General features: G+C 73.1%; 15 protein-coding genes and 1 pseudogene. 9 read left to right on the top strand and 7 right to left on the bottom strand.

Annotated elements, in window-relative coordinates:
- Nucleotides 1–373: 373 nt before the first annotated feature.
- Together gltB and DRB89_RS06395 are read left to right on the top strand one after the other, a co-directional pair.
- A complete protein-coding gene (gene gltB, locus DRB89_RS06400) occupies nt 374–4924 on the top strand; it encodes a glutamate synthase large subunit (RefSeq protein ID WP_204358093.1) in 4551 nt (1516 codons plus the stop codon).
- Nucleotides 4917–6377, top strand: a complete 1461-nt coding sequence (locus tag DRB89_RS06395; RefSeq protein ID WP_112451823.1) for a glutamate synthase subunit beta — start codon at nt 4917–4919, stop codon at nt 6375–6377. Before gltB ends, DRB89_RS06395 begins: the two co-directional genes overlap by 8 nt.
- 219 nt (nt 6378–6596) lie before the next feature.
- Here DRB89_RS06395 and DRB89_RS06390 read toward each other — a convergent pair whose 3' ends face one another.
- Together DRB89_RS06390 and DRB89_RS06385 are read right to left on the bottom strand one after the other, a co-directional pair.
- On the bottom strand, nt 6597–7379 hold the full coding sequence (locus DRB89_RS06390) for a GntR family transcriptional regulator (RefSeq protein WP_112451822.1): 783 nt from the start codon (nt 7377–7379) through the stop codon (nt 6597–6599).
- On the bottom strand, nt 7376–7924 hold the full coding sequence (locus tag DRB89_RS06385; protein WP_112451821.1) for a UTRA domain-containing protein: 549 nt from the start codon (nt 7922–7924) through the stop codon (nt 7376–7378). The genes DRB89_RS06390 and DRB89_RS06385 overlap by 4 nt, the downstream gene beginning before the upstream one ends.
- Before the next feature lie 149 nt (nt 7925–8073).
- Here DRB89_RS06385 and DRB89_RS06380 point away from each other — a divergent pair, with 149 nt between their 5' ends.
- The 3 genes from DRB89_RS06380 to DRB89_RS06370 all read left to right on the top strand — a co-directional run bounded on the left by DRB89_RS06380 (nt 8074) and on the right by DRB89_RS06370 (nt 12169).
- Nucleotides 8074–8463, top strand: a complete 390-nt coding sequence (locus DRB89_RS06380; RefSeq protein WP_112451820.1) for an ATP-binding protein — start codon at nt 8074–8076, stop codon at nt 8461–8463.
- A 176-nt stretch (nt 8464–8639) separates the two neighbouring features.
- The gene (locus DRB89_RS06375) at nt 8640–11210 is read left to right on the top strand and encodes a molybdopterin cofactor-binding domain-containing protein (protein WP_204357681.1); all 2571 of its coding nucleotides are present in this window, start codon (nt 8640–8642) and stop codon (nt 11208–11210) included.
- Entirely contained in the window at nt 11207–12169 is a 963-nt protein-coding gene (locus DRB89_RS06370) for an FAD binding domain-containing protein (protein ID WP_112447936.1), read from the top strand. Before DRB89_RS06375 ends, DRB89_RS06370 begins: the two co-directional genes overlap by 4 nt.
- A gap of 33 nt (nt 12170–12202) precedes the next feature.
- On the opposite strand, the gene DRB89_RS06365 is transcribed toward DRB89_RS06370, so the two are convergent.
- Entirely contained in the window at nt 12203–13177 is a 975-nt protein-coding gene (locus tag DRB89_RS06365; RefSeq protein ID WP_112447935.1) for a helix-turn-helix domain-containing protein, read from the bottom strand.
- 111 nt (nt 13178–13288) lie between these two features.
- Here DRB89_RS06365 and DRB89_RS06360 point away from each other — a divergent pair, with 111 nt between their 5' ends.
- The 4 genes from DRB89_RS06360 to DRB89_RS06345 all read left to right on the top strand — a co-directional run bounded on the left by DRB89_RS06360 (nt 13289) and on the right by DRB89_RS06345 (nt 17031).
- Entirely contained in the window at nt 13289–14206 is a 918-nt protein-coding gene (locus DRB89_RS06360; RefSeq protein WP_112447934.1) for an NAD-dependent epimerase/dehydratase family protein, read from the top strand.
- A gap of 98 nt (nt 14207–14304) precedes the next feature.
- Complete coding sequence (locus tag DRB89_RS06355; protein WP_112447933.1) at nt 14305–14529, top strand: hypothetical protein; 225 nt, start codon at nt 14305–14307, stop codon at nt 14527–14529.
- The gene (locus DRB89_RS06350) at nt 14526–15614 is read left to right on the top strand and encodes a hypothetical protein (RefSeq protein WP_112447932.1); all 1089 of its coding nucleotides are present in this window, start codon (nt 14526–14528) and stop codon (nt 15612–15614) included. Before DRB89_RS06355 ends, DRB89_RS06350 begins: the two co-directional genes overlap by 4 nt.
- An 85-nt stretch (nt 15615–15699) precedes the next feature.
- Complete coding sequence (locus DRB89_RS06345) at nt 15700–17031, top strand: glycoside hydrolase domain-containing protein (RefSeq protein WP_112447931.1); 1332 nt, start codon at nt 15700–15702, stop codon at nt 17029–17031.
- Between the two features lie 60 nt (nt 17032–17091).
- Here the strand turns inward: DRB89_RS06345 and DRB89_RS06340 are convergent, their stop codons facing one another.
- The 4 genes and pseudogenes from DRB89_RS06340 to DRB89_RS06325 all read right to left on the bottom strand — a co-directional run bounded on the left by DRB89_RS06340 (nt 17092) and on the right by DRB89_RS06325 (nt 21266).
- The gene (locus tag DRB89_RS06340; RefSeq protein ID WP_112447930.1) at nt 17092–17634 is read right to left on the bottom strand and encodes a pyridoxamine 5'-phosphate oxidase family protein; all 543 of its coding nucleotides are present in this window, start codon (nt 17632–17634) and stop codon (nt 17092–17094) included.
- Between the two features lie 36 nt (nt 17635–17670).
- Nucleotides 17671–18214 (bottom strand): annotated as a pseudogene (locus tag DRB89_RS06335) (VWA domain-containing protein); the annotation flags it as partial.
- Between the two features lie 185 nt (nt 18215–18399).
- A complete protein-coding gene (locus tag DRB89_RS06330; RefSeq protein ID WP_239516033.1) occupies nt 18400–19581 on the bottom strand; it encodes an acyl-CoA dehydrogenase family protein in 1182 nt (393 codons plus the stop codon).
- Nucleotides 19578–21266, bottom strand: coding sequence for an AMP-binding protein (locus DRB89_RS06325; protein ID WP_112447929.1), 1689 nt, complete (start codon nt 21264–21266; stop codon nt 19578–19580). Before DRB89_RS06325 ends, DRB89_RS06330 begins: the two co-directional genes overlap by 4 nt.
- Nucleotides 21267–21320 lie beyond the last annotated feature (54 nt).

Genomic DNA, 21320 nt, shown 5'->3' with positions numbered 1-21320 from the left:
GGGCAGGGAGTGAGACACTATGCAGTAGGCAACATAAGTAGCCAGTTACCCGGCGGTTTCGATCGCGTGTCCGTCGGGCATCAGACCTTGGGCGCCGGGCAATGAGGCCCGCCCCGCACCGGGACCTTCGTCCCGTGTCCCGATCGCAGGACACCCGCGAAAGTCCCCTCTTGTCTGTCCGGGCAGTGTCCGCATGCTGGAATGACATATCCGCTTCTCGGGATTGTCGTCATCATGTAATCTGCACGAAATTTCGCAGAGGGCCAACGTCGTCCCTCGGCTATGCACATATGCCACGACGACGACGGGAGAGCCGATGCGTTCCGCATCCACGCACTCCGCGACCGGCCTCAGCAACAACGCCTGGTCGCCCATGGACGGTCGCCCCGCCCAGCAGGGCATGTACGACCCGCGCAACGAGCACGACGCCTGCGGCGTCGGCTTTGTGGCCAACCTCACCGGCGAGGCCGGCCACACGCTGGTCGAGCAGGCGCTGACCGTATTGCGGAACCTCGAGCACCGAGGCGCCACCGGCTCCGAGCCCGACTCGGGCGACGGCGCCGGCATCCTCTCCCAGGTCCCGGACGCGTTCCTGCGCGACGTGGCCGGGTTCGACCTTCCCGAGGCCGGCGCGTACGCCGTCGGCATCGCCTTCCTCCCCGCCGACGGCACCGCACAGGCCGTCGCCGTGGAGCAGATCGAGGCCATCGCCGCCGAGGAGAACCTCACGGTCCTCGGCTGGCGCGAGGTCCCGGTCACCCCGGACCTGCTCGGCAACGGCGCCCGCGCCACCATGCCGGCCTTCTCGCAGCTGTTCGTCAGCAACGGGACGAGCGGCATCGAGCTGGACCGCAAGGCCTTCGTGCTGCGCAAGCGCGCCGAGCGCGAGGCCGGGGTCTACTTCCCGTCGCTCTCCGCGCGCACCATCGTCTACAAGGGCATGCTGACCACCGGCCAGCTCGAGCCCTTCTTCCCGGACCTCTCCGACCGCCGCTTCGCCTCGGCGATCGCCCTGGTCCACTCCCGGTTCTCGACGAACACCTTCCCGTCCTGGCCGCTCGCCCACCCGTACCGCTTCGTCGCGCACAACGGCGAGATCAACACGGTCAAGGGCAACCGGAACTGGATGAAGGCCCGCGAGTCCCAGCTGGCCTCCGGCCTCTTCGGCGAGGGCGCGCTCGAGCGGATCTTCCCGATCTGCACCCCGGACGCCTCCGACTCCGCCTCCTTCGACGAGGTCCTGGAGCTGCTCCACCTCGGCGGCCGGTCGCTGCCGCACAGCGTGCTGATGATGATCCCGGAGGCGTGGGAGAACCACACCTCCATGTCGCCGGCCCGCCGCGCGTTCTACAAGTACCACTCCACGCAGATGGAGCCGTGGGACGGCCCCGCCTGCGTCACCTTCACCGACGGCACCCAGGTCGGCGCGGTCCTCGACCGCAACGGCCTGCGCCCCGGCCGCTACTGGGTCACCGACGACGACTTCGTCGTGCTCTCCTCCGAGGTCGGCGTCCTGGACATCGACCCGGCCAAGGTCGTCCGCAAGGGCCGCCTGCAGCCCGGCAAGATGTTCCTCGTCGACACCGCCCAGAAGCGGATCATCGAAGACGACGAGATCAAGGACTCGCTGGCCGCCGAGCACCCGTACGCCGAATGGCTGGAGACGGGCGAGATCGAGCTGACGGACCTGCCCGAGCGTGAGCACATCGTGCACACCCACGCATCGGTCACCCGCCGCCAGCAGACCTTCGGCTACACCGAGGAAGAGCTCCGGATCATCCTCGCGCCGATGGCCCGCACCGCCGGCGAGCCACTCGGCTCCATGGGCACGGACTCCCCGATCGCGGCCCTGTCCGAGCGCCCCCGGCTGCTCTTCGACTACTTCACCCAGCTCTTCGCGCAGGTCACCAACCCGCCGCTGGACGCCATCCGCGAGGAGCTCGTCACCTCGCTGCTGTCCTCGCTCGGCCCGCAGGGCAACCTGCTCGAGCCGACCGCCGCGTCCTGCCGCAGCGTCACGCTGCCGTTCCCGGTGATCGACAACGACGAGCTCGCCAAGCTGATACACGTCAACGCCGACGGCGACATGCCGGGCATGAAGGCCGCCACCCTCTCGGGCCTGTACCGGGTCTCGGGCGGCGGCGACGCGCTGGCGGCCCGCCTCGAGGAGATCCGCGGGGAGGTCGACGCGGCCATCGAGAACGGCGCGCACCTGATCGTCCTCTCGGACCGCCACTCCGACGCCGAGCACGCGCCGATCCCGTCGCTGCTGCTCACCTCCGCCGTGCACCACCACCTCATCGCCACCAAGCAGCGCACCCAGGTGGGCCTGCTGGTCGAGGCCGGCGACGTCCGCGAGGTCCACCACGTCGCGCTGCTCATCGGCTACGGCGCGGCCGCGGTCAACCCGTACCTCGCCATGGAGTCCGTCGAGGACCTCCTGCGCGCCGGTACCTTCCTCTCCGGCCTGGAGCCGGAGCAGGCCATCAAGAACCTGATCTACGCGCTCGGCAAGGGCGTCCTGAAGGTCATGTCCAAGATGGGCATCTCCACCGTCGCCTCCTACCGCGGCGCCCAGGTGTTCGAGGCCGTCGGCCTGAACGAGGAGTTCGTCCAGGCGTACTTCCAGGGCACCGCCACCAAGATCGGCGGCGCCGGTCTGGACGTCATCGCCAAGGAGGTGGCCGCGCGCCACACCAAGGCGTACCCGGCCTCCGGCATCGCAGCCACGCACCGCGCGCTGGAGATCGGCGGCGAGTACCAGTGGCGCCGCGAGGGCGAGCCGCACCTGTTCGACCCGGACACGGTCTTCCGCCTGCAGCACGCCACGCGCAACCGCCGGTACGACATCTTCAAGCAGTACACCGACCGGGTGAACGAGCAGTCCGAGCGCCTGATGACGCTCCGCGGCCTTTTCGGGTTCAAGACCGACGAGTCAGGAGCCCGCCCGTCGATCTCCATCGACGAGGTCGAGTCGGTCGCCGACATCGTCAAGCGCTTCTCCACCGGCGCCATGTCGTACGGCTCCATCTCCAAGGAGGCGCACGAGACCCTCGCCATCGCCATGAACCAGTTGGGCGCCAAGTCCAACACCGGTGAGGGCGGCGAGGACCCGGACCGCCTGTACGACCCGGCGCGCCGCTCCTCCATCAAGCAGGTCGCCTCCGGCCGCTTCGGTGTGACGAGCGAGTACCTGGTCAACGCGGACGATATCCAGATCAAGATGGCGCAGGGCGCCAAGCCCGGCGAGGGCGGCCAGCTGCCCGGCCACAAGGTCTACCCGTGGGTCGCCAAGACCCGGCACTCCACCCCGGGCGTCGGCCTGATCTCCCCGCCGCCGCACCACGACATCTACTCCATCGAGGACCTGGCTCAGCTGATCCACGACCTCAAGAACGCCAACCCGGTCGCCCGCATCCACGTGAAGCTGGTCTCCGAGGTCGGCGTGGGTACGGTCGCGGCCGGTGTCTCCAAGGCCCACGCGGACGTCGTCCTCATCTCCGGCCACGACGGCGGTACGGGCGCCTCCCCGCTCACCTCGCTGAAGCACGCGGGCGGTCCCTGGGAGCTCGGCCTCGCCGAGACCCAGCAGACCCTGCTGCTCAACGGGCTGCGCGACCGCATCGTGGTCCAGACGGACGGCCAGCTCAAGACCGGCCGCGACGTCATCATCGCCGCGCTGCTCGGCGCCGAGGAGTTCGGTTTCGCGACCGCGCCGCTCGTCGTCTCCGGCTGCGTCATGATGCGCGTCTGCCACCTGGACACCTGCCCGGTCGGCATCGCCACCCAGAACCCGGTCCTGCGCGACCGGTTCTCCGGCAAGCCCGAGTTCGTCGTCAACTTCTTCGAGTTCATCGCGGAGGAGGTGCGCGAGCTCCTCGCCGAGCTGGGCTTCCGCACGATCGAGGAGGCCGTCGGCCACGCCGAGCTCCTCGACACCAGCAAGGCCGTCACGCACTGGAAGGCGCAGGGTCTCGACCTGGAGCCGCTCTTCTACGTGCCGGAGCTGCCCGAGGGCGCGGTCCGCCACGCCCTGATCGAGCAGGACCACGGCCTGGAGAAGGCGCTCGACAACGAGCTCATCCGCCTCGCCGCGGACGCGCTGAACGCCGACTCGGCCGAGACCGCGCTGCCGGTCCGCGCCCAGGTCGCGATCCGCAACATCAACCGCACGGTCGGCACCATGCTCGGCCACGAGGTCACGAAGAAGTTCGGCGGTGCGGGCCTGCCCGACAACACCATCGACCTGACCTTCACCGGCTCCGCCGGCCAGTCCTTCGGCGCCTTCCTGCCGAAGGGCGTGACCCTGCGCCTGGAGGGCGACGCCAACGACTACGTCGGCAAGGGCCTCTCCGGCGGCCGCGTCGTGGTCCGTCCCGACCGGGGCGCCGACCACCTGGCCGAGTACTCGACCATCGCGGGCAACACGATCGGCTACGGCGCCACCGGCGGCGAGCTGTTCCTGCGCGGCCGCACCGGCGAGCGCTTCTGCGTCCGCAACTCCGGCGCCCTGGTCGTCTCGGAAGGCGTGGGCGACCACGGCTGCGAGTACATGACCGGCGGCACCGCGGTCGTCCTCGGCGAGACGGGCCGCAACTTCGCGGCCGGCATGTCGGGCGGCGTCGCGTACGTCATCGACCTGGACCCGGCCAACGTCAACGTCGGCAACACGGGCGCGCTCGAAGCTCTGTCCGACACAGACTCCCAGTGGCTGCACGATGTGGTGCGCCGCCACGAGGAGGAGACCGGCTCGACCGTGGCCGCGAAGCTCCTGGCTGACTGGACCGCCTCGGCGGCCCGCTTCAGCAAGATCATTCCGACCACGTACAAGGCAGTGCTCGCCGCCAAGGACGCCGCTGAGCTCGCCGGACTCTCCGAGTCCGAGACCACGGAGAAGATGATGGAGGCGGCGACCAATGGCTGACCCGAAGGGCTTCCTCACCACCCCCCGCGAGACCGCCTGCACCCGTCCGGTGGCCGAGAGGCTGAAGGACTGGAACGAGGTCTACGTTCCGGGCTCGCTGCTCCCGATCATCAGCAAGCAGGCCGGCCGCTGCATGGACTGCGGCATCCCGTTCTGCCACAACGGCTGCCCGCTCGGGAACCTGATCCCGGAGTGGAACGACTTCGCGTACCGCGAGGACTGGACCGCCGCCTCCGAGCGCCTGCACGCGACGAACAACTTCCCGGAGTTCACCGGGCGGCTGTGCCCGGCGCCGTGCGAGTCCGCCTGCGTGCTCGGCATCAACCAGCCGGCCGTCACGATCAAGAACGTCGAAGTCTCGATCATCGACAAGGCGTGGGACAACGGCGACGTCACCCCGCAGGCGCCCGAGCGTCTGTCCGGCAAGACCGCCGCCGTCATCGGCTCCGGCCCGGCGGGTCTCGCCGCGGCCCAGCAGCTGACCCGGGCCGGCCACACCGTGGTGGTGTACGAGCGCGCCGACCGCGTCGGCGGCCTGCTGCGCTACGGCATCCCCGAGTTCAAGATGGAGAAGGTGCACATCAACCGCCGCATCGAGCAGATGCGCGCGGAGGGCACCAAGTTCCGCACCGGCGTCGAGGTCGGCCGCGACATCACCGCGACCGACCTGCGCAAGCGGTTCGACGCGGTGGTCATCGCGGCGGGCGCCACCGTCTCCCGCGACCTGCCGGTCCCGGGTCGCGAGCTCAAGGGCATCCACTTCGCGATGGAGTACCTCCCGCTCGCGAACAAGGTCCAGGAGGGCGACTTCATGGCGCCCCCCATCACGGCCGAGGGCAAGCACGTGGTCGTCATCGGCGGCGGTGACACCGGCGCGGACTGCGTGGGCACCGCCCACCGCCAGGGCGCGGCCTCGGTCACGCAGCTGGAGATCATGCCCCGCCCGTCGGAGGACCGGCCCACCGGCCAGCCCTGGCCGACGTTCCCCATGCTGTACAAGGTCACCTCGGCCCACGAGGAGGGCGGCGAGCGGATCTACTCCGTCTCCACCACCCACTTCGAGGGCGACGAGGACGGCAACGTCCAGGCCCTCCACCTGGTCGAGGTCGCCTTCGAGGGCGGCAAGCTCGTCCAGAAGCCCGGCACCGAGCGCGTCCTCCCCGCGCAGCTGGTCACCCTGGCGATGGGCTTCACCGGCACCGACCAGGAGAACGGCCTGACGGCGCAGTTCGGCCTGGCGATGGACGCGCGCGGCAACATCGAGCGCGACGCCTCCTACGCGACCAACGTCGACGGCGTCTTCGTCGCCGGCGACGCCGGCCGCGGCCAGTCGCTGATCGTCTGGGCCATCGCGGAAGGCCGCTCGGCCGCCCGCGGTGTGGACCGCTTCCTGACCGGCACCAGCGCCCTCCCGTACCCGGTCAAGCCGACGGACCGCTCGATCACCGTCTGATTCTCGACGCCGCGCTCGCACCGCTCGGCCGCAGGCGGCCTCCCGGGCTTCGCCCGGCTGCGCCGGCCTCCGGCCGTCGGAGTGGCGGCTGAGGTCTCTGCGGTACCCCCGGCTCGCCGGGACCCCTCATACGGTCCGTACAACGAAGTACGGCACTCGACACAACGCCCGCCACGTCCCCGACCAGGGGTGGCGGGCGTTGTGGCGTTCCGGGGGTGGTCAGGCTTCGGGCGTGAACTCGTACTGGAGCTCGTACAGGTGGCCTGCCTTCACCATCACGGTGACCTCGATCGGCTGTCCCTCCGCGCTGTAAACCGTACGGAGGGTCCGCAGGACGGGGAGGTCGCCGGGCAGCCGCAGTGCTGTGTACTGCTCCTGCGTCGCGACGCGGGCGGAGAGCCGGTCCACGCTGCGGTGGGGCGGGAAGCCGAGCTCGGTCAGCAGGGTCGGAGTGCCGCCCCGGATCCGGCGGGGATCCGCGAGAGCGGTGCCGCGAGCGAGGTCCGGCGGGTAGTACGAGCTCACCAGCTCGGCGGGTTCGTCTTCGATGGTGATCAGCTGGCGCCTGCACACGGCCGGCCTGCCCTCAGGGAGTCCGAGCGCGGCAGCGACATCACCGACGACGGGCACCTCTTCCACCGCCAGCAGGGTGCTGTGCGCCGCGCGGGCCGGTTCCGATGCTTCGGCGAGCCAGGGGTACGCCGCCCCGTCCACGGCCGGTGTCAGGGATCCGGCCGGGCGAACGGCCCGCTGGCGGGTGTCCCGTACGGTCACGGCCGAGCCCGCACGACCCAGGGCCAGCCCTTCGTCCTTGAGGAGCTGGACGGCCTTCTGGATCGTGGCGTTGGAGGCATCGAAGCGGGCCTTCAGCTGCGCGGTGGAAGGCAGCTTCGATCCAGGAGGGAGGCCGCCGCTCATGATCTCGTCACGGAGATCGGCGGCGATGCGGGCGTGGAGCGGCCGGGGGTCGGGTCCCGAGGCGTCGGCGCTGGACAGGGTCATGCGACCTCGATGTCGATCTCGTACCGCAACTGCTGGCGTCCGGCAGGCATGACCATCACGTCGGCCTGGATCGGCCGGCCCGCCGAGTCGTAGGTGGTCCGGGCGAGTTGAAGGACCGGTTCGCCCGGTCCGAGGCGCAGGTGCTCCCGCTCCTCGGCGCCCGGCATCCGGGCCGTCACGTTCTCGACGGCCCGTACGCCGATGTGTCCCAGCCCGGCCAGCAGGGTCACCGCGCCGCCCCGGATCTTTGCCGTGCCGGCCAGAGGGGTGCCTGCGGCGATGCCGGCAGGGTAATAGGTGTCGGTCAATTCGGTTGGCTCGCCGTCGAGTTCGATGATCCGGCGGCGGACGACGGCGGTCTCCCCGGTCGCGAGGTCGAGCATTCGGGCGACCTCGGCCGGGGCGCCGGCCTCACCGGCGTGCAGGATGCGCTGCGCGCCGCGACGGCCCGCCGCCTCGGCCTCGGCGGTCCAGGCGTCGGGTTCCCCGTCGGCGCGAGGGGTCAGGTACGGCATCGACGTGCTGGTCCATCCGCTGCCGCTCACGCTGCCTCCTGAGTGTCCGTCGTGCTCTGCCGGTGCCCACGTTAAGCGACACCTCTGCGCTATCCCAGCCTGCAGACCTTGCTGCTTTTCGCGAATAGCGATACGTTCTGTGAGGCCTTGGAAGCTCAGCGTTAAGGCGGTGGGGTGCTATGTCCTTGTCTCGGCAGCAGCGGTTCCCTCGGGCCCGTGCCTCGGTGCGCGCGGCCCGTCAGTTCGTAGGCGACACGCTTGGTGACTGGGGTGTGTGCGAGCGGCGGGACGACATACGGCTCTGCGTGTCCGAGCTCGCCACGAATGCAGTTCTGCACGGGGTCCCGCTGGGGCGGGAGTTTTCCGTGCGCCTGGAACGGGAGGGCGGGATCGTGACGATCGGGGTGCGCGACAGCGGCCCGGGTCGCCCCGTCGTGCAGCAGCCCGACCTCGGTGCTCCGAGCGGCCGGGGGCTGTGGCTGGTGGTCGAGCTCGCCGACGAGTTCCGGATCTGCGACGAACGGGTGGGCAAGACGATTTGGGCCGGGTTCAAGGTGGGCTCGGCGTGAGGTGAGTGACTGAGACACAACGCCCGCCACGTCCCCGACCAGGGGTGGCGGGCGTTGTGGCGTTCCGGGGTGGGGCCGTCCGTGGTGCCGAGCTGCGGGGAGGGTGGGGGCGGGTTATCAAGGGGGGTGAAGGCGAGCCCGGTAGGTATGGGGGTCGCCGCCCCCACGGTTGAGGAGTGCGTCTCGTGGAGTTCGAGGTCAATGGCGTCCCGTGCGCGGTGGACGTGGACGGTGATCCGGCCGCCGTGGAGGTGGTGCGGGAGCGGCTGGGGCTGACCGGGACCAAGCTGGTCTGCGCCGGCGGGGTGTGCGGGGCGTGCACGATCCAGGTCGACGGGGAGCCGCGGGTGGCGTGCCTGACGCCGGCGGTCCGGCTGGCCGGGCGGCGGGTCACGACGGTGGAGGGGCTGGCCGGTCACCCGGTCGGGCGTGCCTTCGCCGGTGAGGACGCCCTCCAGTGCGGCTACTGCACCCCCGGGTTCGTGGTCGAGGCGGCCGCGTTCTTCGAGCGGTGGCGGGCCGCGCACGGGCGGGCCAGGCCGGGGCGGGAGGAGATCGCGGAGGCGCTGGCGGGGCACCTGTGCCGGTGTGGGGCGTACGAGGGGATCTTCAGTGCCGTGGCGGCGGCCTGTGTGGGGGACTACGACGGGGAGGTGCCGGCGCCGCCGCGCGCCGAGGCGCCGGAGAAGGTCGACGGGTCCGCCCGGTACACCACCGACCACCGGCCCGAGGGGCTGCTGGAGGGGGTGATCATCCGCTCGCCGCACGCGCACGCGCACGTACGGTCCCTGGAGGCCGGGGACCTGCCGCTGGTGCCGCTGCTGCCCCCCGACGGGGTGGTGCGGTACGTCGGGCAGCCCGTGGCGGCGGTCGCCGCGGCGGACCGGGCCTCGGCGCGGGCGGCCGCCGAGCGGGTCAAGGTGGAGTACGAGGTGCTGCCGGCCGCCCTCGACGTGGGCCGGGCCCGGGCCGGCGAAGGGCCGCTGGTCTACGAGGACAAGGCGGCGCGCAAGCTGGCACCCGGCTCCGGAGAGGCTCCCCAGCTGGTGCCCGCCCGCTGGCGCGGCAACCGGCGCGGCCCGTCCGCCATGAGCAAGCGGCCCGCCACGGCCGTGCGCCGGATCATCGAGGGCCGGGAACGCAGCCCCGAGCGGGTGGTCGAGGGGCTGTTCACGACTGCCGCCCAGAGCCATACGCCGCTCGAACCGCACGCCTGCCTGGCCCACTGGGTCGACGGCGCCCTCCACCTGGAGGTGTCCACGCAGTCGGTGAAGCAGGTGGCCGAGCTCGCCGCCGAACGCTTCGGCGTGCCCGTCGAACGGGTCGTGGCACGGGCCGTCCACGTGGGCGGCGGCTTCGGCTGCAAGATGGGGCTCACCTCCGACGTCGTCGCCGCGGTGGAGCTGGCCCGGCTGCACGGCGCCCCGGTGCGGGTGGTGCTGGACCGGGACGAGGAGCTCACCGACGGTGGGTACCGGCCCGGCACGCGGATCCGGCTGGCGATGGCCGCGGACGCCGCCGGAGAGCTGAGCGCGCTGGCCATGGACGTGGACACCGACGGCGGAGTCTCGGTGGGCGGCACCGTGGCTGCGCTGGCCCGGTTCATGTACGGCAAGGCGCCGCGCAGGCTCCGCGACTTCGACATCGTCACGCACCGGCCGCCGGGCGCGCCCTTCCGCGGCCCGGGCGGACCCACGATGTGCTGGGCCCTGGAGCAGGCCGTCGACGAGATGGCCCACCGGCTCGGCGAGGATCCCATCGCGCTGCGCCGCCGCTGGGACGGCAACCCGAAGCGCCACGCCCTGTACGACCTGGCCGCCGCGCTCCCGGCCTGGTCGGGGACCCGCGGCGGCACCGGGCGGTTCCGCCGGGGCGTCGGGGTGGCAGCGGCCAACTGGCTGTACTTCCTCGACCCCGTCACCGAGGTCGAGCTCACCGTCGAGGACGGGATCGTCGTCGCCCGCTGCGCCGTGCAGGACATGGGCACGGGCTCGCGCACCGTACTGCGCCGGGCCGTCGCCGAAGGGCTCGGCGTGCCGGAGGAGAGGGTGCGTGCCGAGGTCGGGCACAGCGACACCGTCCACGGGCCCACCTCCGGCGGCAGCCGCACCACGCCGTCGATCGTGCCCGCGGCCGTGGACGCCGCCGAACGGCTGCGAGACGCGCTCGGCGCCGCTGACGGCGACGTGGCCTCCCGGTTGGGGCTTGCGAACGGCGTACGGGTCACCGGCCGGCGCCCCCGCGACCGCCGGGGCTTCGTGACCCCCCTCAACCTGACCATGGGCGGCGTGGCGATCGGCCGCGGCTTCACCGGATCGGTGCAGGTCGCCGAGGTGGAGGTGGACACCCGGCTCGGCCGGATCCGCCCGCTGCGCGTGTGGAGCGGCATCGCCGCGGGCCGCATCCACGAGGAACGGCTCGCCCGCAGCCAGTGCGAGGGCGCCGTCGTCCAGGGCGTCGGCTACGCCCTGTTCGAGGAGCGGCGCACCGACCCGGCCACCGGCCGGGTGCTGACCGACAACCTGGAGGACTACCGCGTCCCCGGCATTGGAGACACCCCCGAGATCACCGTCCACTTCCACCAGGAGGGCTTCGAACACGTCCCCGGCGGCGGAGTCGGCCTCGGCGAGATCGCCACCCTGCCGACCGCGGCCGCCCTGGCCAACGCGGTCCACGACGCCACCGGCCGGCGCCCGTACGACATGCCCATCCGACCCGACCGGCTCCTGGAAGGACTGGCTACGTGAGCACCGAGCCCACCCTCGCCGACCTCTCGGCCGCCGTCCTGGCCCGCGGCGGGGAGCTGCGCGCCGGTGGCACCGACACCACCGCCCGACAGCGCGGCGCGATCTCCCCGGGGCCGTTCACCGACCTCGACGGCGCGGACGGGCTGCACGGCTTCACCCCACTGCCCGGCGGCGGGCTGCGCGTCGGCGCGCTGACCACGCTCGCCACGCTGGCCACCGATCCGCGGGTGCGCTCCGGCTGGCCGGCCCTGGCACTGTCGGCCGGGACCGCGGCGACCCCGCAGGTTCGTGCCGCGGGCACGCTGAGCGGCAACCTGCTCCAGCGCAACCGCTGTTGGTACTACCGCAATCCGCACTTCAGCTGCCTCCAGAAGGGCGGCTCCGGCTGCCCCGCGCGCGAAGGCGACCACCATTTCGGCGTGGTCGCCGGCGATGGCCCCTGTGTCGCCCCGCACCCGTCGACCCTCGCGATGGCCCTGCTCACCTATGACGCCGAGGTCGAGGTCCACGGCGAATCGCCGCGTACCGTCGCTGACTTGTACGGGGACGGCGACCGGCTCCACCGTGCCGACCACCTGTTGGCGCCCGACCGCATCCTCACCGCGGTCCTGCTGCCGCCGTCCCTGCCGGGAGAACGAGCCGCCTGCCACCGGGCCACCAGCCGGGCCCACGCCGAATGGCCCCTGGTCGAGGCCACCGCCCGGCTCGTCCTGGACGGCGCCACGGTCACGCACGCCGCCGTAGCGGCGGGCGGCGTGGCTCGGGTTCCGCTGAGGCTGACGGAGGTGGAGGCCGTGCTGATCGGCCGTGAGGCCACCCCCGAGGTCCTGGCCGCGGCGGCCGCGACGGTCCTCGGCCGCTGCCGACCGCTGCCGCAGACCGCGTACAAGACCACGCTGTTCCGGGACACCGTGCTGGAGGTCCTGGAACGGGCCGCCGCCCCCGCCCCCACCGGTTAGCGTCCCGCCGGCCGTAGGGCCGCGCCTCCGGCCCTACGGCCGGCGAACCCGCGCCGTGGCCCGGTAGGCGGTCGGGGTGAGGCCGGTGGAGCGGACCAGGTGGGTGCGGAGGGAGTCGGCCGTGCCGAGGCCGCTCCGGGCGGCCACCTGGTCCACGGGGAGGGAGGTCGTCTCCAGGATCTCGCGGGCCCGGTGGAGACGCTGGTGCAGGAGCCACTGCAGGGGGCTGAGGCCCGTTTCGGAGCGGAAGCGGCGGGTCAGGGTGCGCATGCTCAGGCCCGCGTGCCGGGCCAGGTCGGTCAGGGTGGTCGGTTCGTGCAGGCGGGCCAGGGCCCAGGCGCGCGTCCCGGCGAGGGAGGTGTCGCCGTCGGCCGGGAGCGGGGTCTCGATGAACTGGGCCTGGCCGCCCGGCCGTGCGGGGGCGGCGACCACCAGGCGGGCGGTGGCGTTCGCCACGGCGGCCCCGTAGTCGCCGCGCACCATGTGCAGGCACAGGTCGATCCCCGCCGAGAGCCCCGCCGAGGTCAGCACCCCGTCGTCCTCGACGAACAGCACGCCCGGCACGATGTCGACCGCGGGGAAGCGCTCCCTGAACTCCTCCGACATGCTCCAGAAGGTCGTTGCGCGACGGGAATCGAGGAGACCGGCCTGCGCGAGGACGAATGCACCCGTGCAGATGGACGCGATGCGCCGCCCCCGCGCGGCGGCGGCCCGCAAGGCGTCCAGCACCCGCGGGTCCGCGCTGACCCGCGCGCCCGTCCCCGTGACCATCACGGTGTCGGCCCGCTCGATCGCCTCCATGCCGTGGCGCACGACGATGTCGATGCCGATCGCCGCAGTGACGACCCCGGGGGTGGGGGTGCAGACCGTCACCTCGTAGGCCGGGTCCTCCCCGATGCGCGTCGCGCCGAAGACCATCTCCGGGATCGACAGGTCGAAGGTGGTCACCGGGGGGACCGCGATGACCGTCACCCGGTGCGGACGGTGGGTCGGAGGAGGGGGCGTCATGGCTCGAATCTCCGGATGGCTGGCATTCAGGCCACTACTGTACGGCGCCGCCCGGAGCGAGAGTTGATCCATCGCGTGAACAACTCAGGCCTTCAGCAGGGGAGTACAGCCATGTCCGTGCACGTCATCACCGGCGCCGGCCCGATCGGCATCGCCACCGCCCGCATGCTCGCCGCGTCCGGCGAGCGGGTCCGTGTCGTCACCCGCAGTGGTGGTGGGCCCGAGCATCCGCTCGTCGAGCGGGTCGCCGCCGACATCACCGACACCGACCGCCTCACCGGGCTGCTCCGGGATGCGCGCACCCTCTACAACGCGGCCGCCCCCGCCTACCAGGACTGGCGCACCGCCTTCCCGCCGCTGGCGGCCTCCCTGCTCACCGCCGCCGGGCGGACCGGAACGGACTACGTGATGCTGGGGAACCTCTACGGGTACGGGCCAGTGGCGGAGCCCCTGACCCCCGGTCTGCCCCTGCGGCCGACCTCGGACAAGGGGCGCGTGCGCGCCGCGATGTGGGAGGAGGCCCTGGCCGCCCACGAGGCGGGGGGCGTGCGCGTCGCCGAGGTCCGGGGAAGCGACTTCCTCGGCGAAGGGGCGCTCTCGCTGTTCACCTGGACGGCCGTCCCGGCGGTGCTCGCGGGCACGGAGGCCGTGTTCCCGGTCGACCTGGACGAGGCGCACGCCTGGTCCTACGTGGGCGATGTGGCCCGTACCCTCATCGCGGTCGGCGGCCGGGAGGACGGCTGGGGCCGCGCCTGGCACGTGCCGTCCACCTCGGAGCTGTCCATCCGGGCGCTGGCGGGCCGGCTCGCCGAAGCCGCGGGTGCGCCCGGCCCGCGGCTGCGGCGCACGACGCCCGGGGAACTGGCCGCACTGGTGGCCCGGGACGCGGTGATGGCCGAGGTCCCGGAGATGGCGTACATGTACGACCGGGCGCTGCGCGTGGACGCCTCCGAGACCGAGCGCGTGCTCGGCGTACGGGCCACCGCGCTGGACCTCGTCCTCAAGGAGCTGGTGGAGAGCGGGAACTGAAGGCCGATGCCGGCCTTACCCGCGAGTATTGACTATTAGTCAATACAGCCTCACGCTCGGAGCGAGCCGTCGTCGTCTCTGGTGTGGGAGGTCGTCCCGTGCGTACCGATGAGGAACTGGGCCGGTTGAGCGCTGAGTTGGGAGGCGCCCGACCGCCCGCGTCGTTCGCGTCACTGGACGCCGGTGAGCTCGCGCGGCTCGCCGGAGCCCTGAAGGCGGAGCGGGTGCGCCAGGCCGAGGGGCTCGGCGAAGCCGCCGAGGAGGCCCTCAAGCTGGTGCCCGCCATCGCCCGCGGCGCCGTACGCAAGGTGCTGTTCCGGTGAGCCGCGCCGAAGTGGAGAAGATCGCCCGCCTGGTGGGCGTGGACGCCGGGGAGCTCGGCTTCCTGCGCGGGCTTCCGGACGAGGACGTACGGGCGTTCCGCGAGCAGGTCGGCGGCGTGCTGAACGACGGGGCGCCCGAGATGCTCGACCGGATCGCCGCCGCGACCAAGCTGGTCCCGGCCGGGGTGGCGGCCGCCATCTCGCAGAAGGCGCTCGGGCCCCGGCTGGCGGCCGCCGTGGCCGGCCGGCTGGAGGCGGGCCGGGCCGCGGACATCATCGAGAAGCTCCCCGTCCCCTTCACCGCGGAGGCCTGCGGGCACCTGGACCCCCGGAAGATCGCCGGGATCGTCGACCGGCTCGACGAGGGGCTCGTCGTCCGCATCGCCGTCACCCTCGCCGACCACCGGGACCACCTCACCATGGGCCGGTTCGTCGGCCACATGAGGGACCGGGTGCTGCGCCGGATCCTGGACCAGGTGGATGACGAGGCGGTGCTGCGCGCCGGCTTCTACGTCGACCTGCCCGACCGGCTGCCCCGGATCCTGGAGCTGATGGGCGACGAGCGGCTCGCCGCGGTGGTACGGGCCGCCGCTGCCTGCGGGCTCTGGGAGGAGGCCCTCGGCATCGCCGCGATGGTGGGAGGCGACCAGCGGCTGCGGATCGCCGAGCTCACCGCCCGCCTCGACGGGCCCGAGCTCGACTCGCTCGTGCGGGTGACGCACGCCGAGGGGCTGTGGGAGTCCCTGCTCCCGCTCGTCGCGCTGCTCGGCGAGGACGACCGGCTCGCCGTGGCCCGGCTGGGCTCCCTGCGCGATCCGGAGATCCTGGCCGGAGTGGTGCGGGCCGTCGTGGCGACCGCGCTGTGGGGCGCGTTCCTGCCGCTGGTCGGCGTGCTGCCCGAGGAGGCCCGCAAGGTGGTGGCGGACGCCGCCGCCGCGCTGGGCGACGCGGAGCTCGAGGGACTCGTGCGCGAGGTCGACAAGCAGGACCTGTGGGAGCTGGTGCTGCCGCTCGTCGAGCTCATGGAGGAGGCGGGCAAGGAGCGGATCTTCGCCCTTCCCGCCTTCCAGGACCAGCAGGGGTAAGGGGACGCCCGCTGGGCCGGACGGGCCAGTCGCGGGGCTTCTCCACTCGGAGGAGGGGCCCCGCATTCTGGTAACAGTGGGTCACATGTTGTCCTCCCACATGATGTTGAGCTGCCTGCTGGGCGCCGCGCTGCTCTCTCCCGTCCCCCTCGGGACCGGCGAACCGCCAGCCGGCGCAGCGAGCACCGAGCCGCGCACCGAGCCGGGCGCCGCCGACGGCCGTACGGTCGACTACCGCGGGCTGCGGCTCAGCGTCCCCGCCGACTGGCGGGTCGTCGACCTCGACCGGAACCCCGAGGCCTGCCTGCGCCTCGACCTGCCCACGCTCTACCTCGGGCACGCCGGCACCCAGGGCGAATGCGCGGCCGGCCGCGCCGCCGCCCCCCGCGCCGACACCCTGCACCTGGAACCCCTCGAAGGCGCCCCGCCGCGCGCCGACATCCCGACCGTCGGAGGGGACGAGGGCGACCCGCTGCCCAAGGTCCGGGGCGACAGCAACGAGCTCCGCTACGCACTGCGCCGCGCCGGGCTGATGGCCACCGTCTCCTACGCGACCACGCCCGAGTCCGTACGGGGCGTCCTCGGACGGGCCCGCGCGTTCCTCCCGCCCGCGGCCCCGGGCCCCGCACCCGCCGAGCCGGCCGTCGCGACCGGCCCGGGCCCCCGTACCGCCGTCCAGGAGCCCTACACCGGCGAGGGCTTCGACGCCTGCACCGCCCCCACCCAGCGGGCCATGGACGCCTGGCGCGGCGACTCCCCCTTCGGCGCCGTCGGCGTCTACATCGGCGGCCGCGCCCGGGCCTGCGCCCAGCCGCAGCTCACCGCCGGGTGGGTCGACCGGCAGACCGCGGCGGGCTGGCACCTGATGCCGATCTGGGTCGGCCCCCAGCCCTGGCACAGCTCCTCCACCGGCCTGTCCACCGACCCCTCCGAGGCCAATGAGCAGGGCCGGGCCGCCGCCGACGGCGCCGCCCAGGCGGCCAGGGCCCTGGGGCTGGCCGAGGGCACGGTCCTCTACAACGACGTGGAGAACTACACGGACCGGGCCACCTGGGACGCCCCGGTCGTCGCCTACCTCACCGCCTGGACGGTCCGGCTGCACGAACTGGACTACCGGGCGGCCGCCTACGTCTCGGCGAGCTCCGGGGCCAAGGCGCTGAGCGCGCACTACGCCCAGGCCCCGGAGGCCATGCCCGACGTGCTGTGGGTGGCCCGCTGGAACGGCGCGGCCTCCGTCTCCGACGCCGACCTGGGACTGCCCCAGGGCACCGGGCAGTGGGCCGGCGCGCGCCGGGCCCACCAGTTCCGGGGCGACCACGACGCCACGTACGGCGACGTGACGATCAACATCGACCGGAGCTGGGTGCACGTGGGCGAGCAGCAGGCCCCGAAGAAGGGCCGCCTGCCGCTCAGCTAGTGCTGTGGCCCAGTGCTGTGGCCCAGTGCGGTGACCGGAAGGGTCCACGGGGTCCGCCGGTCAGCCGGCCGGCGGCTCCTCGGGGACCGGCTTCTCGGGAACCGCCTCCTCGCGGACCGGCTCGTCGTCGTCTCCCCGGCGCAGGGTGCGCAGGCCGTGCTCCGGGGTCCACGAGCGCACCACGAGGTCGTCGCCCTCGACGCCGACGTGGACGACCTCCGTCAGCTCGGTGCGGAAGAGGTCGAAGGGGTGCGGGGACTCGGTCTCCTCCGCGTACCGGTGGAGCTCGGGCGGCTCCACGATCTCCACCGCCCGCCCGGCGATCCGCACGTCCCCGTCGGGCATCGTCTCTCCCGCGCCCGGATTGGTGTGCAGGGCGAAGCGCGGGTCGCGCCGCAGGTCCTTGCCCTTCATCGAGCCGGGCATCATGCCCAGCCACAGCTCGCCGCCGCGGATGTCGACATTGAGCCCGGTCGCGCGGGGGGACCCGTCCTTGCGCAGGGTCGCGAGGACGTGGTGCGGGAACTGCGCGAAGCGGGCCTCGACGGCCGCCGCGAAGTCCGGTTCCGCCGTCTCGAACACGGCCCAGTTGTTCGTCGTCATACGTCCATCAAAGCGCGAGGTGCCCCCGGCCGCCGCTCAGGCGCGCACGATGCCCGCCGCCCGGGCCGCCGCCAGCCATGCCGGGAACTCCCCGACCAGGCGGTCGTACAGCTCGGAGTCCGCGACGGTCCGCGGGTCCGGGCCGGCGTGGAAGTAGCCCGCGTTGTCCACGACCCGTTTGCCCGGGACGGGCAGTTCGTCCAGCCGCCGCAGGAAGTCGAACTGCGAGCTGCGCGTGTTCCCGAAGCCGACGAACTGCCAGAACAGCGGGAGAGCGGCCGCCTTGCACAGGTACTTCTCCGCGGCGAGCTTGTTGATCGGCCCGCCGTCGGTCTGGAAGACCACGAGCGCCGGAGCCGCGGAGCCCGAATCCAGGTAGTGGTCGATCACCGCGTCCATCGCCGCGTGGTAGGCCGTCTTGCCCATGTGGCCGAGGTGAGAGGGGATCTCGGTGAACCGCCGCCGGTATGCGCGTGTCGTCATCCAGATGTGCGGGCAGGCCCGACACCTGATTGGTACGGGCCTGCTCGCGGTAGCGCTGGTGGTACGGGCACATCGATCTGGAGTAGTCCAGGACCAGTTGGAGTTCTCTCCCGGATGAATCCGGAAGACTCTCCCTCGGATTGCTCCGAGGAGTTTGACAGGGCACGCCTGTCCGGCCACGACCCTCCCGGCCGCAGGAGCAAGTGCGAGACCTGCTCTGGTTGTTGGGGACTTGGTTATCGTCCGCAAACCATGCGGTGAGAGTAGCAGATGCTGTGTGCGTCAGCGTGCCGACAGCAGGCCGAGCAAGGCCGCCAGCCGTTCACGGTGCGCGGCCGGGGAGCCGAAGAGCTGCGCCGAGCCGTGCGCGCGCTTGAAGAACTCGTGCGCCTCGTGCTCCCAGGTGATGCCGATCCCGCCGTGCAGCTGGATCATCTCGCCCGCCACGTACGAGAAGGCCTCCGAACAGGCCGACTTGGCCGCGGCGGCCGGCGCCGGGGCCGCGTCCGCGGCGGCCGCCGCGAGCGCGAGCGAGCGGGCGCTCTCCACCGCGGTGTACATGTCGGCCAGCCGGTGCTTGATCGCCTGGAAGGAGCCGATGGGCCGTCCGAACTGCACCCGGTCCTTCGCGTACCGGACCGTCGCCTCCAGCGCCCGCGCCGCCGCCCCCGCCTGCTCGGCGGCGAGCGCGGTGCAGGCCAGGTCCCGGACCCGGGCCAGGACTCCGGCGCCGTCGGACGAGAGCAGCCGGGCCGGGGTCCGGTCCATGGTCAGCTCCGCGAGCGGCCGGGTCCGGTCCATGGTGGACCGTACGGTGAAGGCCGTCGGCGGGGCGGTGAGTTCGAACAGGCCCAGCCGGCCGCCGCCCTGGCCGGGCCCGGTGCCGGGCGTGGGGGCAGCGGTGGTGCCGGGCTCGGTCGCGGTGGCGAGGGTGGCGAAGGCCAGCAGCAGGGACGGCTCGCTCGGGCCGGTCAGTACGTACCGCTTGGCGCCCGTGAGCAGCCAGTCCGGCCCGGCCGGCTCCGCCCGGGCCGCCAGATCGCCGGCCTCCCAACTGCCGCGCCGGGCGCCCGGGGCCGGACCGGATCCCGTCTCCGGCCCGCCGTCGGGGCGCCCGCCCTCCTCCGCCCAGGCCAGCGCCCCCACGGCCGTCCCCTCCGCCAGCCCGGGCAGATGCCTCGCGCACGCCTCCCGGTCCCCGGCCGCCAGCAGCGCCCCCACCGTCAGCACCGCCGAGCCCAGATACGGTACGGGGCTCAGCGCGCGCCCCAGCTCCGCCCTGACCACCCCGACTTCGGCGGCCCCGCAGCCCAGGCCGCCGTACTCCTCGGGCACCGCCAGCGCGGCCGCGCCCACCTGGGCCGTCAGCGGGGCCCAGGCCGCGTGGCCGGGGTGGCGGGCGAGCACCGCCCGTACCGCGTCCCGCAGTTCCGCCTGCTCGGGGGTGGGCGCCAGTGTCCTCACGCCGACTCCCCCCGGGCCGCGCGGCGCAGCTCCGTCTTCAGCAGCTTGCCGCCCACGCCCCGCGGGAGCTCGGCCAGGCGGGTGAACCGCCGCGGCACCTTGAAATTGGCCAGCCGCTCCCGGGACCAGGCCGTCAGCTCGTCGGAGGTGACCGGCCCGGTGGTGACGACGTAGGCCACCCCGACCTCGCCGAGCCGCTCGTCGGGGGCCCCGACGACCGCGGCGTCGGTGATGGCGGGATGGGTGAGCAGCACGTTCTCCACCTCCGCGGGGTAGGCGTTGAAGCCGCCCACCACGTACATGTCCTTCAGCCGGTCGGTGATGGCGAGGTAGCCGCGCCCGTCCAGGACGCCGATGTCCCCGGTGCGCAGCCAGCCGCCGGGCAGCACCACCTCGGCGGTGGCCGCCGGGTCGTCCAGGTAGCCGGGGGTGACGTGGTAGCCGCGGACCTGCACCTCGCCCGGCTCCCCGGCGGCCAGCACCGCGCCGAGCGGGTCGGCGATCCGCACCTCGGTGCCGGGCAGCGGCGGTCCGACGGTGTGGGCGAGGGTCCGGGCGTCGGCGTCGGTGGGGCAGACGGAGACGACCCCGCCGGATTCGGTGAGCCCGTACGCGGTGAACACCTCCGGCGCGCCCAGTGCGGTGCGGATCTCCTCGACGAGGGAGGCGGGCACGGAGGCGGCCCCGGTGCCGGCCAGGCGCAGGGCGGAGAGGTCGTACGAGGTCCGGCGCGGGTGGCGGACCAGGCCGTGGAAGACGGTGGGCGGCCCCATCAGGCAGGTGACGCGCTCGGCGGCCATGCGCGCGAGGACGCGGTCGGCGTCGTAGACGGCCTCGGGGAGCATGGTGGCCCCGCGCAGCAGGCAGGCGAGCACGCCGGCCTTGTAGCCGAAGGTGTGGAAGAAGGGGTTGACCAGCAGGTACCGGTCGCCGGCGCGCAGGCCGACGAGGCCGGACCAGGAGGCGTAGAGCCGGACGGTCTGGCCGTGGGTGGTCATGACGCCCTTGGAACGGCCGGTGGTGCCGGAGGTGTAGAGGATGTCGCAGAGGTCCCCGGGGCGTACGGCGGCCGCGCGCGCGGCCCGCTCCTCCTCGGTGACGGACTCGCCGGCCCGCAGGTACGCCTCCCAGCCGAGGGTGGCGGCGGTCGTGGCGGCGCCGCCGCCTGGGCCTTCACCCCCTTCACCTCCTTCGCCTCCTTCACCCTCTTCGCCTCCTTCGCCGCGCAGGATCACGGTGGAGGCGAGTACCCCCAGGTCCTCGCCGGAGGCGTGCAGCGCGCGGGCGTAGTCGGTGCCGAGGAAGCCGCGCTCGGTGAAGAGCGCGCGGGCGCCGCTGCGCCGGATGACGTCCGCCGCCTCGGCGGGCTTGTAGCGGGTGTTGACCGGGACGAGGACGGCTCCGACGCCCACCGCGCCGAGGGCGGCGGTGATCCACCGGCGGCTGTTGGGGGCCCAGATCGCGACCCGGTCGCCGGGCCGGACGCCGTGGGCGATCGCGGCGCGGGCGGCCCGGTGGATCTCGGCGGCGAGCCGGGCGAAGGTCCAGCGGACCTCGCCGTCGGCGAGCGCCTCGAGCTCCCCGTGCGCCGCGGCGGCGTGGTCGGGGAGCCGGGCGAGCGTGGCGGGCGGCTGCGGCTGCGCCTGCTGTGGCCACGGCGGCTGCTGCGGGGGCGGTGGTGGCATCGGACCCTCCCTACTTGACGAGCGAGCGTGGGCGGTATCCAATCACAGGTGTTT

This window comes from Streptomyces sp. ICC4 (assembly GCF_003287915.1).
GTDB classification, from domain to species: Bacteria; Actinomycetota; Actinomycetes; order Streptomycetales; family Streptomycetaceae; genus Streptomyces; species Streptomyces tritrimontium.
This window is presented reverse-complemented; position numbering and strand designations above follow the sequence as displayed.

Excerpts from the sequence above, each read along its gene's own strand:
- DRB89_RS06340 (WP_112447930.1), bottom strand. The coding sequence starts at position 17,634 with ATGACGACGAACAACTGGGCCGTGTTCGAGACGGCGGAACCGGACTTC.
- DRB89_RS06345 (WP_112447931.1), top strand. The coding sequence starts at position 15,700 with ATGTTGTCCTCCCACATGATGTTGAGCTGCCTGCTGGGCGCCGCGCTG.
- gltB (WP_204358093.1), top strand. The coding sequence starts at position 374 with ATGGACGGTCGCCCCGCCCAGCAGGGCATGTACGACCCGCGCAACGAG.
- DRB89_RS06360 (WP_112447934.1), top strand. The coding sequence starts at position 13,289 with ATGTCCGTGCACGTCATCACCGGCGCCGGCCCGATCGGCATCGCCACC.
- DRB89_RS06380 (WP_112451820.1), top strand. The coding sequence starts at position 8,074 with ATGTCCTTGTCTCGGCAGCAGCGGTTCCCTCGGGCCCGTGCCTCGGTG.
- DRB89_RS06325 (WP_112447929.1), bottom strand. The coding sequence starts at position 21,266 with ATGCCACCACCGCCCCCGCAGCAGCCGCCGTGGCCACAGCAGGCGCAG.
- DRB89_RS06365 (WP_112447935.1), bottom strand. The coding sequence starts at position 13,177 with ATGACGCCCCCTCCTCCGACCCACCGTCCGCACCGGGTGACGGTCATC.
- DRB89_RS06390 (WP_112451822.1), bottom strand. The coding sequence starts at position 7,379 with ATGACCCTGTCCAGCGCCGACGCCTCGGGACCCGACCCCCGGCCGCTC.
- DRB89_RS06395 (WP_112451823.1), top strand. The coding sequence starts at position 4,917 with ATGGCTGACCCGAAGGGCTTCCTCACCACCCCCCGCGAGACCGCCTGC.